Genomic DNA, 13,085 nt, shown 5'->3' with positions numbered 1-13,085 from the left:
GTACGCGCCCGCAGTCAACCACCCCCGCCATCACATGCGCGGCGCCAGCACGTCCGCAAATCCGCCGACCCGCGCGCCCGACGCGCGAATAGCGGCGGCCACCTTCGGCGAGAGCAGCGCCTGCAATTCATCGGCATGCCGGTAGTCGCGCATGCCGTCACTCAACGGCAGTTCGCCCGCCAGCGCGGGATGACAATAGATCTCGCCGACGCCATGCGGCAGCGCGCTCAACGCCGCGAGCCACGCCGCTTCGTCCATCCGTCCGCTGCCGGCGATCCCGAGCACGTAGTCGTTGTGCACGATCCCCGCGCGATCGAGGCGCGCCCTCATTTGCGCGAGCCACGGCTTCAGCCACAGCGGCGCATTCGCTTCGAACGGCAGGCGCATCGCCTTCATGCCGTACTCGCGGCCGATCGCGAGGATCAACCCGAGCACCGTCGGGTGCAGATGAAAATGCTTGTGCGTGTTCACGTGATCGAGCGTCAGCCCGGTCTGCGCAAAGGCGTCGAACTGCGCGCGGATTTCGCGCGCGAGTTGCCGGCGCACTTGTGGCAGGAAGAAGAAGCGCATGCCGTCGCGCACCATGTTGTCGCCGAAGCGGCCATGCTCGTCGAGCAACGCGCGAATCTGCGCGCGCGGCAGCAGCGCGGCGCCGTCGGCGAGCACCAGATGCAGTCCGACCCGCAGTCGCGGCAACGTGCGCGCGCGCGCCACGGCATCGCTTGCGGACGGCGCGCCGATCATCAGGCTCGCCGCGCTCAACACGCCGTCGCGATGCGCGCGCTCGACCGCCAGATTCACGCGCGGATGCAGGCCGAAATCGTCGGCCGTGACGATCAGCCCGCGTGGCCTAGCCGCCATCGGACACCTCCATCGTATCCATCACGTTCAGGCGCCCGCTGGGCGCCGGCGTCGCAGCCGACGCGCCGAGCGGTACGCGCACGCCGCGCCAGGTCACGTGGGAGCCGAACGCGCCGGCGCACCATTGCAACGCCAGCAACGTATCGCGTAGCGGCACGAGCGGCAGATCTCGCCAGAACGTCTGCTCGTGCCGCGCGGCGCGCAGATGCAGCAGCACGCGCGCCCCGAACCCGGCCGCCGTGGCGGCGGCGCTCGCCAGTGCGACCGCGCTGTGCACGCCGTGGGCCGCGCACGTCGCGAGAGAAAAGCTCAGCCACGCGCCAACCAGCAGCCACGGCGTTGCGAACGTGATCGCCAACGAGGCGAAACCCCACGGATTCACCGAGCGAATGGTGCGCAACCAGCGGGTTTCACGTTGCCATAGCTCGCCGAAGGTCGGCTCGATCACGTCGGTGGCCACGATCACGCGCGAGAGCACCGTTTGCAAGCCCAGCGCGCGCACGTGTTCGGCGAGCCAGTAATCGTCCGCGAGACAGTTTTTCAGCGCGTCGAAGCCGCCGATGCGTTCGAGCGTCGCCCGACGCAACGCGAGAGTCGCGCCGAAACCGAAGCGGCGCGAACCGATCGCGTGCGCGACGCGCACCGACGGCGCGAACCACTCATTGATGAAGAGCGCACCCACGCGCGGCCAGAATCCGCCGACGCCTCGCGCGACGTACAGACACGTGACGACACCCACGCGTGGGTCCGCGAGCGGCGCGGCGACGCTGTCGAGGTAGTCGGCTGAGACGGCAATATCGCTGTCGGCAATCACGATCACGTCGTAGCGGGCCCGCCCCACCATATTGATCAGATTGCTGACCTTGAGATTGCTGCCGTGCACGCGCGTGTCGATTGCCAGCTCGATGTCGTGCGCCGGATAGGCGGCTTGCAAACGGCGCGCCACCGCGATCGCGGGGTCGCGCGGCGACGACACGCCGAGCACCAGTTGAAAATGCCCGTGACGTTGCTCGCAGAAGGTTCGCAGGTTTTCGTACAGACGCGGCTCGGCGCCGCACAGCGGTTTGAGCACGCTGACGCCAACCTGCCCGAATGGATGCGGCAACTGCGGTGATTGCGTCGCTTGTGCCGATTGCGGCGCGCTGACGGCGGCCGCGCGAAAATCAGAGGGGTTCTCTCGATGGATCGAAGCGTGACGGCTCGTGCCGTGAAACCGCGTCGCCACCACGGCGGTCATCGCGTAGAACGCGGCGCCCATGCAGCCTGCCGACAGAATCCATTGGCATACGGTCCATACGTGCGCCGCCATCGCCCGTTTTCCGTCAGTGCGCGGCCAGCACGAACGGTTGGCCGGTCAGCCGCAGATGAAGAATGACGAGCCAGCGCCGCGGACAATCCGGCGCGATCTCGACCGGCCGCTCGCAGCGCTCTGCCGGCATCGTGTGATGGCTTCTGACCGCGACCTCGAACGCGGCCTGCGCGAATTCGCGCGTCACGACCACGCCGCCGACGATCACCGCAATCGCGAGCAGCCGGAACGAAGCGGAGCCGAAGAAATGCTGCGACACGGGCAACACCAGCAGTGCAACGCAGACGATCGCCTCGGCGGCCATGGCCGTGAGCGAGGCGACCAGCAGATGAGCGCGCAGCATGTCGACGGCGAGTGGCTTCATGACGTGGCCTCGTGACGCGAAGAAACACACGGCGGAATGGGTCGGTATGGACATCGCTGAAAATATTCCATCGATGTCCTTACGATCTGATTGCAAATGGCTGACGAACGTGGGTGAGAAGCGCGGTTGAAAAAAGCGCATCACCTATTCATCATCGCCTCGCGAACCGGGTTGCTGAGGGGCGATACTATCCATTCGAACTGAAGGAAACCTTAAGCATGAGCGCGGTATAAAGGCACTCTGACGAAGCGGCTGGTTAAACTGCGGATCCACGAGCGGCGCTAACATGAAAACGCCTGCCGTCACGCAATACACATTCGAAACGGACATTTCCCACCATGCGCATACTCCTCGTAGAAGACGACGATCTGATCGGCTACGGCGTCGAAGCCGGCTTGCGACAAGCGGGCTTCACTGTCGATTGGGCACGCGACGGCCACAAGGCCGGCCTCGCGCTCGACACCACCGCGTATGCGCTGGTGGTGCTCGATCTCGGCTTGCCGCGCGTCTCCGGTATGGAACTGCTCAAGCGCCTGCGCGACACCGGCAAGGACGTGCCGGTGCTGGTGCTGACCGCGAAAGGCACGGTGGCCGACCGCGTCGGCGGTCTCGAAGCCGGCGCGGACGACTACCTCGGCAAGCCCTTCGACCTGACCGAACTGATCGCGCGCTGCCGCGCTCTGCTGCGCCGCGCGCAAGGCCGCAGTGTCGAGCTGATCCGCTATCAGGACCTGACGGTCAATCCGGTCGCGCAGACGGTTGAAGTGGGCGCGACGCGCGTGCCGCTCACGTCGCGCGAATGGGCGATCCTGTTGCAGTTGCTGACCCATCAGGACATTCCGCAATCGCGCTCGCAACTCGAAGAAAGCCTGTACGGCTGGCAGGAAGAAATCGAAAGCAACGCGATCGAGGTGCACGTCTCGAACCTGCGCAAGAAACTCGGCACGGGGCTGATCAAGACCGTGCGCAATATCGGCTACGTGGTGGAGAAAGCGTGATGGGCGCGTCGATTCGCCGGCGCCTCGTGTTGTTGGTGCTCGCCAGCATCGTGCTGATCTGGGGCATCGCGCTGGTGTCGAGTTATCGTCAGGCCACGCGTGAAGTCGGCGAATGGGAAGATGCGCGTCTTGCGGAACTCGCGCAGATTCTCGCGCTCCTCGACCCACGCAACCTGACCACGCTCGCCAACGCGCGCATCGACGTGCGCGAAGAAGAAAAAGGCGGCGACCCCGGCGCCAGCGATCTCGATGATGACGACACCCTGCCGCGCGACGCCCTCTTCCAGGTGCGCGGCGCAAATGGCGACGTGCTCGCGGGCAGCCCGCAATTACGTGCGCTCGGCGCATGGGACCTGCCGGCGCCGTCCGTCAGCGGCGCGCGCGACATCACGCTCGGCGGCGAGCGGTATCACTCGTTCACGCTGCGCGACACCGCGCTCGGCCACACCGTGCGCGTGTTCGAACCGGCCAATACGCGCAGCGACCTGGTGAGCGGCGTCGCGAGCCGCGTCGCGCGTCCCACGCTGATCGCATTGCCGGTGCTGGCGCTGCTGGTGTGGTTCAGCATCGGCTGGAGTCTGGCGCCGCTGAAGGTGCTGTCGGGCGCGATTCGCTCGCGCGACGTCAACCGGATGGAGCCGGTCGATATCGGCTGTGCCCCGCTCGAAGTGCGGCCGCTCGTCGACGCGATCAATCTGATGCTGTCGCGTTTGCAGAACTCGTTGGAGCGTGAGCGCGCGTTCACCGCCGACGCCGCCCATGAACTGAAGACGCCGCTCGCCGCGATCAAGGTGCAGGCGCAAGTCGCGCTGGCCGAGCCCGACGCCGCATTGCAGCGGCTCGCCATGGAGCGCGTCGTGCAAGGCGTGGATCGCAGCGCACGGCTCGCGGAACAACTGCTGCTGCTCGCGCGGCTCGACGCGCACGAAAAATTGTCGACGGTGCCGCTCAAGCCCGCGACGGTGGCGAAGAACACGCTGCGCGCGAACGAACTCAACGCGCAGCAGAAGAACATCCGCGTGACGCTGAGCGGCGACACGCACGCCGAGATCGACGCGGAGCCGGTACTGGTCGGTATCCTGCTCGACAATCTGCTCGATAACGCGATCAAGTACGGGCGCAGCGGCGGCAGCGTCGAAGTCGCGGTCAGCCAGGCCGGCGACCGCGTGCAGATCAGCGTGTGCGACGACGGCCCCGGTGTTGCGCCGGACGACCTCGCCCGCCTGACCCACCGCTTCTTTCGCGCGACGGGCAATACAGCTTCCGGCAGCGGCCTGGGGTTGTCGATCGTCGCGCGTATCGCCGGACATTTCGGCGCGCGGCTGAATCTGGCCGCGAGCACCGGCGGACGGGGTCTGAAGGTGGAGGTGTCGTTTCCGGCCCACGTGCAGGAACAGCAGCAGGCACACGCGCACTGACGCGGCTGCACGCCGGTCTCGTCTTTTCAAGGGCTTGCGCCGGTTCGTCTCGCCTAATGCCTAACGCCGGCCACTCTCTGTCACAGCGGAGCGCGGCTCGCGCCGTTCCGCGCCCGCTCCCTGTTTCGCCAGCGCGTTTGCGCGCGTCGGCGACTCGGCGAACTGCCACGCGATCAGCCCCGGCACGAATATCAGCACGTCGCGAATCCGCCGCGCGGCGGCCAATGCCAGACAGGTGGACGGATCGAGCCCGAGCGCGCCGCCGATCAGAATAAAGCCGCCTTCCTGTACGCCCAGGCCGCCCGGCACGAAGAACGCCGCGCTGCTGATTGCCTGGATCAGCGATTCGATCACGATCGCTTCGACGAACGTGATCCGCACGCCGAGGAAATACAGCGCGAGCCAGATTTCGAGTGCCGTCATCAAGGATTGCAGCACTTGCCAGACGAATAGATAGCGCAGCACCACTGCACGCCGCCGCCAGATCAGCTTGATCGACTGATCGATCTGCGCGGACTGGCCGACCAGCGCCGCGAGCTTGCCGCTCGTCATCCGGTTGAGCACGCGCGTGATGCGCGCGAACGGATTTGCATGCTGCACGAGCGCGAACAGCAGTAGCAGCGGCGCGAGCACCACCACGCCCCATGCCAGCTGCCCCGCGAGGCGCAGCGTGTCGGACTGCGCGTGCGCGAACAGGAAACCGATGCCGACCATCGTGAACAGCAACTGGCTGATCACCGTGAGCTGCATGTCGACGACGATGCTGCCCACCGCCGTCGAAGCCCGCGTGTCCCAGCGCCGGAGCATGCGGAACGCGACGACTTCGCCGCCGATACGCGCGACCGGCAGCATGCTGTTGATCGATTCGCGCACCCACACGAGGTGCAGCATCTGGAGCACGCTCGGCTGTTGCGCGCCGCGAATCAGCGAGCGCCAGCTGCAGGCGTTGGCCAGCATCGGCAACAGGTGCACGAGCGCCGCCAGTACGAGACCGGCGCCCGCGGCCCGCAGTGCGCCGAGCACGGCGCCGGGATTGTCGCGCCACACGAGCCATAGCGACAGTAGCAAGCCGAGTAGCGCGGCGGCGCGGCCGAAGTGCTTCATCACGCGCACACCTCGCGTGCGCGCATCATCGGCGCGATCAATTGCGCAGCGGGTACGGCGCCACTCGCCGCGCATGCAGCCGCACAGTCCGCTTCGCGCCGTTCGAAAAGCCCATCCATCATGACCGCCCTGCCTTGCCGTTCATCCGTCACTCGTCCTGTGTCGCCGACAACAGGCCGTCGCCGTCCACCTTGAAGCTGAAGCCCCGCCAGATCACGCGCGATGACCGGAAGCTCGCAATGAAAATCGCAAACGACACGATATCCCATAACGGCAGCAGCCAGAGGTCGCGCGGGCGCAGCCGCAACGCACGGTCGGTGAGCAGTTGCAGCGCGAGCCGCGCGCACATCGCGATGAAGGCGAGCGGCCATGCCCAGATCGCGCCGCCCGAAAACGCAACCGCCAGCAACGCGAACGGCAGCGGATGAATCAGCGCCGAGCCCAGATGCCCGGGCGGATCGATATAGCGAATCGTGCGGCTCCAGCGCAGTTCATGCGCGATCAGCTGCGTCGCGCTCGATTCGACGCACGCATGCGAAATCGGAAACGGCGGAATCACGACTTTCTCGCCGATCATGCGCACCGCTTCGCCGATCGCGTGATCCTCGGCGAGATGCCGCACGAACGGCGCGAAGCCCCCGATCTTGTCGAACGTGTCGCGCCGCATCACGATGGTCTGACCGAAGCACGGCCGTGCGAGTCCGACTGCGAGCCCGATCACCACGCTAGGCAGGAACTGGTAGTTGGTGGCCTTGACCGACAGCCGCGGCCAGAAGCCCGGGTCGGGTTGTCCGTGATACGCGCAGGTGACGAGCCCCACGTCCGGCTTCTGCAGTTCGCCCATGACGTTGCGCAGATAGTCGCGCGCAACGCTCACGTCGCTGTCGGCAAACACCAGCACGTCGTGCCTCGCCTGCGGCATCATGTTGATGATGTTGCTGATCTTGCGGTTCGGGCCGTACAGACGCGCATCGGCGACCACCGTGATGTCGGCGTCGGGATGCAGCCGCCGCAGTTCCTCAACGGCTTGAAGCGCGGGGTCGTTCGAGTCGTGCACGCCGAATACGAATTGCATCGGCCCCGGATAATCCTGCTCGCAGAAGCTCGACAGATTGGCGAGCAGCGCCCACTCGTTGCCGTGCAGCGGTTTGACGATCGTTACCGGCGGAAAGCTGGTCGGCGTGGACACCGGCCGGGCGAAGAAGCGCCCGATCAGCACGCCGGCCAGCACCGTATAGCCGATGCCGAACACAGCCGCCGCCGCACACGCGTAGGCCAGCGTGACGGCGAGCAGGTGTGTGGCGTTCACGCCTGATGGGCACGCAGGAAACGGAAGAATTCGACGCCTTCACGCAGGCGCCGTTTCATCATGTCCCAGCTGGTAAACATCTCGCGCAGGATTTCCCAGATTTTCGACGGGCGGAAATAGAAGCGCTTGTAGAAGTTTTCGAGCTGGTGATACATCTCGTCGCGCGACAGGTGCGGATAGCCGATCGCCGCCAGCTGCACGCCTTCCTTGCTGACGAGATTGATGACCTTGTTCTCCGCGAGCCAGCCGTTCTCGACCGCCTGGTCATAGAGCACAGTGCCGGGATACGGCGCGGCAAGCGACACCTGGATCGTCAGCGGATTGACCTCTTTCGCGTACTCGATGGTCTTGCGGATCGTTTCCGGCGTCTCGCCCGGCAAGCCAAGAATGAAGGTGCCGTGAACCTTGATGCCGAGCGCGCGGCAGTCTTTCGCAAAGCGCCGTGCCATGTCCGTGCGCAAGCCCTTCTTCACGTTCACGAGGATCTGGTCGTCGCCGGATTCATAGCCGACGAGCAACAGGCGCAGGCCGTTCTCCCTCATGATCTTCAGCGTCTCGTACGGCACGTTGGCCTTCGCGTTGCATGACCACGTCACGCCCAGCTTGCCCATGCCCCGCGCAATTTCTTCGGCGCGCGGCCTGAAGTCGGTGAAGGTGTCGTCGTCGAACATGATCTCCTTGACTTCAGGCATGTTGTCGCGAATCCACTTCACTTCCTCGAGCACGTGCTCGGCCGAGCGCACCCGGTAGCGATGGCCGCCGACCGTGTGCGGCCACAGGCAGAACGTGCACCGCGAGCGGCAGCCGCGGCCGGTGTAGAGCGAGACGTACGGATGCTTCAGGTAGCCGTTGAAGTAGTTTTCGATCTTCAGATCGCGCTTGTAGACCGGCGCGACGAACGGCAGCTCGTCCATGTTCTCGAGAATTGGACGCGCTTCGTTATGTTCGATCGAACCGTCCGCCGCGCGATAGCTCAAGCCCTTGATCTGCGCGAACGGCACGCCTTCGGCGACTTCCTTGCAGGTGAAATCGAATTCTTCGCGGCCGACGAAGTCGATCGCCTCGGTCGCGGTAAGCGAATTGTGCGGATCGACCGCCACCTTCGCGCCGACCATGCCGATCAGGATCGACGGCTTGCGTTCCTTGAGATGCTGCGCGAAGAGCGCGTCGGTGGGAAACGAAGGTGTGCTGGTGTGGATGATGACGAGATCGTATTGCTGGGCGACGTCGAGCGTCTCGTCCACGGAGGCGCCATTCGCGGTGGCATCGAAGACGCGGCTGTCGGGAATCAGAGCGGCTGGCTGGGCAAGCCAGGTGGGATACCAGAACGACTTGACCTCACGTTTGGCCTGGTAGCGCGAACCTGCGCCGCCGTCGAAGCCGTCGAATGACGGAGCCTGCAAGAACAGAGTTTTCATAGGGACTCCAGCAAGCCTGTGCGGCGTTTTCAGTTTTCTGTCGAGACACTATCGGAACCGTGGTTCGTGCGAACGCGAACGGGTGGCGCAGATAGTACGGAGCAAAGCTGAAGGAAACCTGATGAATAATACTGCGTTCACGCGATGAGCGGCATGGTTCTGCGGTTTAGTTTCACGTCACGCACGCCTGTCTTTTTCTTATGCTAGCCGGACAAAAAATGCGCGGTGACTCGCGCGCTGCCTGTCTCACCGGACAACGTGCCTTGCCCAGTCGAGCCAGCCCAGATTGAGGGCAGCGTTTACCACTACGCCGAGCGCCGACGCGATCGCGGCCATCATCGTCCAGAATGCCGAGCGCCGCGCGCTCAGCGCGGACGTATGCGCGGCCGTGGCCGCATCGCGCGACGCGCTCGCCGCCGCTTGCGCAAGATGCGACGACGACTCCATCTGCGCGAGCGACTTCAGCGCGAAGCCGCGCTCTTCGTCGTGCGCGGCGGTTCTCGCTTCGAGATCCTTTTCGAACAGGTAGCGATGGCAGAACGGCGTAAGCGGGTGCTCGGGGTTCTGCGTGGCGAAGTACCTTGCATACGGTGCGCCGCCGTTGTCGGTTATTTCCTTGTATGCGCTGTTTTTGTCCACGATGCCCTCGCTGCATTCTCAACGTGCCGCCTTGCCCGCGGCGGTTGAACTGATCGTGCCACATTTCACTGGCGGGCCGTGGGGGTCGCGGTGTCGGGGGACATTTCATTGCGAGCGCTGACTGCGTTCACGGTGTGACGCGCGATGACGTTCGTGCATGGGAGATCGATGGGTTCGACGGTCCCTATTCAGTTAACGCTGAAAATGCCGATTGCGATTGGCGAGCCAGTTGGCAAATCACTCGACCATCGCGTACTGGCAAGCGACTGCGGGATGACGAAGCGACCATAGGCGTCGCGCTGAGAACTCGCCGGCCCACTCCCAAGCTGCTTTGGGCGTCGGGCGCCGCTGGCGCCTGACACAGCAAGCGCTTCGGCGCGCGCACGGCGCCGCCGCGCTCATCGTCACGCACGATCTGGACGAGGCGCGCTACGTGTCGGACCCGGTGCTGCTGCTCAACGCGGCAGGTCCGCATCGCGCGGGGCGGCTGCTGCGCGACGTGGCGGTGACGGGACGGCATCCACGCGATCGGCGCGATGAAACGCTCGCGGCCTGCGTGATGAGTTGCTCGACGGAATCGGGGCTGTGGCGAACGGCGGGATATAAGGAATACAGCGAACGAATACAGCGGCCGGGTGCGCGACCGGATTGAAATGCAGGACCCACGCGTCAGCGTTCGAGCGCTCAGGGCTTGCTTCGAACTGACCTGCCGGCATCGGCCGCCACCTTCGCCGATCCGAATCCCACCCACGCTTCACGAAGCAGCCGGCCGCATCTCATCCCGCACGCGAACCGGCTGCCCCTCTTCCTTCACACCGGCTTGATATCCGCTGCCTGTTTCCCCTTCGGCCCCTGCTTGATTTCAAAGCTGACCTTCTGGTTTTCCTGCAACGATTTGAAGCCCTCGGAGCGAATCTCCGAAAAATGGGCGAAAAGATCTTCGCCGCCGTCATCGGGTGTGATGAAGCCAAATCCTTTCGCGTCGTTGAACCACTTCACTGTACCGGTTGGCATGTCGATTCCTCGTGTGCATCTGGGGTTGATTGGACCTTGTTCGCCGTCTTTGACCTGCCGCGCCGGGAGCCTGCTTCGCGCTGATCCTTATTGCACCAGCGCCGTCCACCATCGCGGGCCGCGCCTGCTCCTGCCGTGGCACGGCCACAGCGATCTGACTTTACGCCTGTTTGCGCGGCGCCGCTTCTATGGTTTTTCCGGCCCCGCGACAACCGCCCCGCAAGCGCCGTGCCGCGTGCCGCAACCGAGGCGGCGGCCGATGCGATTGCGCGCAATCAGATAAGATGAGCGCTATCGGCAGTCCATCCATGGCCGCGCAGGTCGGTTTCATCGCTTCAAGATCGCGCGGCCTGTCGTTTTCGCAACTACAGGAACCCAGCATGGCCATTTCGAGCTATACCGATACCCGACTTCTGATTAACGGCGAGTGGTGTGACGCCGCCAGCGGCAAGACCCTCGACGTCATCAACCCGGCCACGGGCCAGGCCATCGGCAAAGTGGCGCACGCCGGCATCGCCGACCTCGACCGCGCACTCGAAGCCGCGCAACGCGGCTTCGAAGCATGGCGCAAGATTCCGGCCAACGAGCGCGCCACCACGATGCGCAAGGCCGCGGCTCTGGTGCGCGAACGCGCTTCCGACATCGGCCGCCTGATGACGCAGGAACAGGGCAAGCCGTTCGCCGAAGCGCGCGTCGAAGTGCTGGCCGCCGCGGACATCATCGAATGGTTCGCCGACGAAGGCCGTCGCGTGTATGGCCGGATCGTGCCGTCGCGCAACCTCGCCGCGCAGCAACTGGTGCTCAAGGAGCCGATCGGCCCGGTCGCGGCGTTCACGCCGTGGAACTTCCCGGTCAACCAGGTGGTGCGCAAGCTCTCCGCGGCGCTCGCCTGCGGCTGCTCGTTCCTCGTGAAGGCGCCGGAAGAAACCCCGGCATCGCCGGCGGCACTGCTGCAGGCGTTCGTCGAAGCCGGCGTGCCGGCGGGCACGGTCGGCCTCGTGTTCGGCGACCCGGCTGAAATTTCCAGCTACCTGATTCCGCATCCGGTGATCCGCAAGGTCACGTTCACGGGCTCGACGCCCGTCGGCAAGCAACTGGCCGCCCTCGCCGGCGCGCACATGAAGCGCGCGACCATGGAGCTGGGCGGTCATGCGCCGGTCATCGTCGCGGAAGACGCCGACGTGGCGCTCGCCGTCAAGGCGGCCGGCGGCGCGAAGTTCCGCAACGCGGGCCAGGTCTGCATCTCGCCGACGCGCTTTCTCGTGCACAACAGCATCCGCGAAGAATTCGCCGCGGCGCTGGTCAAGCATGCCGAAAGCCTGAAGCTCGGCGACGGCCTCGCGGAAGGCACGACCCTCGGGCCGCTCGCCAACGCGCGCCGTCTCTCCGCGATGACCAAGGTGCTCGACGACGCGCGCAAGACCGGCGCCAAGGTCGAAACCGGCGGCGAACGCGTGGGCTCCGAAGGCAACTTCTTCGCGCCGACCGTGCTGACCAACGTGTCGCTCGAAGCCGACGTGTTCAACAACGAGCCGTTCGGCCCGATCGCCGCGATTCGCGGTTTCGACAAGCTCGAAGACGCGATCGCCGAAGCCAACCGTCTGCCGTTCGGCCTTGCGGGCTATGCGTACACGAAGTCGTTCAGCAACGTGCACCTGCTGTCGCAGCAAATGGAAGTCGGCATGCTGTGGATCAACCAGCCGGCCACGCCTTCGCCGGAAATGCCGTTCGGCGGTGTGAAGGATTCGGGCTACGGCTCGGAAGGCGGACCGGAAGCGATGGAAGGCTATCTGGTCACCAAGGCCGTGTCGGTGCTGGCGGCTTAACGCCACGCCGCGGCGGGCTAAAGGCACATCGACGCGAGTTGAAAGCGCCTTTCGGCCCGTCCCGTTCCGAATCGCTGCACCGGGTCCGCGAGCTTTGGCTCGCGGACTTTTTTATTGCCATAGAACCATGGACGATGGACGACCCCATTTCCCGACGCATGCCGCCCACGCTGAGCGGCGCCACCGTCGAACTCAGGCCGCTTCGGCAGGAACACGCGCCAGCGTTGCTCGACGCCGCCGCCGACGGCCAACTCTGGAACATGAAGCTGACGGTGGTGCCGGGACCGGACAGCATCGGCGGCTATATCGCGAGCGCGCTCGAGGGCTGCGCGGCCGGCACCGTGATGCCGTTCGTGATCGTGCTGCGCGCGAGCGGCGCGATTGTCGGCAGCACGCGCTTCTGGAAGATCGACCGCGCGAACCGCAAGCTCGAAATCGGCCATACGTGGTTGAGCGAATCGGCGCAGCGCTCGGCGGTCAACACCGAGGCGAAGTACCTGCTGCTGAGTCACGCGTTCGACGCAATGCAATGCGTGCGCGTGCAGTTCACGACCGATGAGCTCAACGAGCGCTCACGCGCGGCGATTTTGCGCATCGGTGCGAAACAGGAAGGAGTGGTCCGGCATGAACGGATCATGCCGGACGGACGCAAGCGCAACTCGGTGCGCTTTAGCATCATCGATGACGAATGGCCCGGGGTGAAGACGATGCTGGAAGCGAAGCTCGCGCGCTAGTCGGCGCGGCCTCGCACACGGTCTCGGCTCCCGCTGCCGCTCAAGGGCCGCCGCGCTCCGATCCCGCGAGCGCACGCGGGCCACTTGCCGG

Annotated in this window: 13 protein-coding genes; 5 read left to right on the top strand and 8 right to left on the bottom strand. The window is 65.3% G+C overall.

The features are described 5' to 3' along the window. Positions 1–30: 30 nt before the first annotated feature. From hpnK to B0G69_RS14650, 3 genes are read right to left on the bottom strand one after another with little or no spacing between them, the layout of a single operon-like run. Positions 31–861 carry a hopanoid biosynthesis-associated protein HpnK gene (gene hpnK / locus B0G69_RS14660; RefSeq protein ID WP_121318027.1) on the bottom strand — a complete coding sequence of 277 codons (831 nt, stop codon included), beginning with the start codon at positions 859–861 and terminating at the stop codon, positions 31–33. Further along, the gene (gene hpnI / locus B0G69_RS14655; protein ID WP_121318025.1) at positions 851–2,170 is read right to left on the bottom strand and encodes a bacteriohopanetetrol glucosamine biosynthesis glycosyltransferase HpnI; all 1,320 of its coding nucleotides are present in this window, start codon (positions 2,168–2,170) and stop codon (positions 851–853) included. Before hpnI (B0G69_RS14655) ends, hpnK begins: the two co-directional genes overlap by 11 nt. A 13-nt stretch (positions 2,171–2,183) precedes the next feature. Next, positions 2,184–2,534, bottom strand: coding sequence for a hypothetical protein (locus tag B0G69_RS14650; RefSeq protein ID WP_121318023.1), 351 nt, complete (start codon positions 2,532–2,534; stop codon positions 2,184–2,186). Between the two features lie 338 nt (positions 2,535–2,872). Between B0G69_RS14650 and B0G69_RS14645 the strand changes: the two genes are divergently transcribed. Then, on the top strand, positions 2,873–3,532 hold the full coding sequence (locus B0G69_RS14645; RefSeq protein WP_121318021.1) for a response regulator transcription factor: 660 nt from the start codon (positions 2,873–2,875) through the stop codon (positions 3,530–3,532). After that, positions 3,529–4,950: an ATP-binding protein gene (locus B0G69_RS14640; RefSeq protein ID WP_121318019.1), complete on the top strand. Its 1,422-nt coding sequence runs from the start codon at positions 3,529–3,531 to the stop codon at positions 4,948–4,950. Before B0G69_RS14645 ends, B0G69_RS14640 begins: the two co-directional genes overlap by 4 nt. 60 nt (positions 4,951–5,010) lie before the next feature. Here B0G69_RS14640 and B0G69_RS14635 read toward each other — a convergent pair whose 3' ends face one another. The 4 genes from B0G69_RS14635 to B0G69_RS14620 all read right to left on the bottom strand — a co-directional run bounded on the left by B0G69_RS14635 (position 5,011) and on the right by B0G69_RS14620 (position 9,420). Beyond that, positions 5,011–6,054, bottom strand: a complete 1,044-nt coding sequence (locus tag B0G69_RS14635; protein ID WP_121318017.1) for a flippase-like domain-containing protein — start codon at positions 6,052–6,054, stop codon at positions 5,011–5,013. A gap of 148 nt (positions 6,055–6,202) precedes the next feature. After that, positions 6,203–7,363 carry a bacteriohopanetetrol glucosamine biosynthesis glycosyltransferase HpnI gene (gene hpnI, locus B0G69_RS14630; RefSeq protein WP_121318015.1) on the bottom strand — a complete coding sequence of 387 codons (1,161 nt, stop codon included), beginning with the start codon at positions 7,361–7,363 and terminating at the stop codon, positions 6,203–6,205. After that, complete coding sequence (hpnJ, locus tag B0G69_RS14625; protein WP_121318013.1) at positions 7,360–8,781, bottom strand: hopanoid biosynthesis associated radical SAM protein HpnJ; 1,422 nt, start codon at positions 8,779–8,781, stop codon at positions 7,360–7,362. Before hpnJ ends, hpnI (B0G69_RS14630) begins: the two co-directional genes overlap by 4 nt. 246 nt (positions 8,782–9,027) lie before the next feature. Beyond that, the gene (locus tag B0G69_RS14620) at positions 9,028–9,420 is read right to left on the bottom strand and encodes a hypothetical protein (RefSeq protein ID WP_121318011.1); all 393 of its coding nucleotides are present in this window, start codon (positions 9,418–9,420) and stop codon (positions 9,028–9,030) included. 331 nt (positions 9,421–9,751) lie between these two features. Between B0G69_RS14620 and B0G69_RS14615 the strand changes: the two genes are divergently transcribed. Then, on the top strand, positions 9,752–10,072 hold the full coding sequence (locus B0G69_RS14615; protein WP_121318009.1) for a hypothetical protein: 321 nt from the start codon (positions 9,752–9,754) through the stop codon (positions 10,070–10,072). Positions 10,073–10,230: 158 nt separating this feature from the next. Here B0G69_RS14615 and B0G69_RS14610 read toward each other — a convergent pair whose 3' ends face one another. Continuing rightward, positions 10,231–10,434: a cold-shock protein gene (locus tag B0G69_RS14610; protein WP_007181784.1), complete on the bottom strand. Its 204-nt coding sequence runs from the start codon at positions 10,432–10,434 to the stop codon at positions 10,231–10,233. 380 nt (positions 10,435–10,814) lie between these two features. Between B0G69_RS14610 and B0G69_RS14605 the strand changes: the two genes are divergently transcribed. Further along, positions 10,815–12,260, top strand: coding sequence for an NAD-dependent succinate-semialdehyde dehydrogenase (locus B0G69_RS14605; protein ID WP_121319406.1), 1,446 nt, complete (start codon positions 10,815–10,817; stop codon positions 12,258–12,260). Positions 12,261–12,394: 134 nt separating this feature from the next. Further along, positions 12,395–12,994: a GNAT family protein gene (locus tag B0G69_RS14600; protein ID WP_121318007.1), complete on the top strand. Its 600-nt coding sequence runs from the start codon at positions 12,395–12,397 to the stop codon at positions 12,992–12,994. Positions 12,995–13,085 lie beyond the last annotated feature (91 nt).

Source organism: Paraburkholderia sp. RAU2J (genome assembly GCF_003634845.1).
GTDB classification, from domain to species: domain Bacteria; phylum Pseudomonadota; class Gammaproteobacteria; order Burkholderiales; family Burkholderiaceae; genus Paraburkholderia; species Paraburkholderia fynbosensis.
The sequence above is the reverse complement of the archived record's forward strand: the minus strand, read 5'-3'. Positions and strand labels throughout refer to the sequence as shown.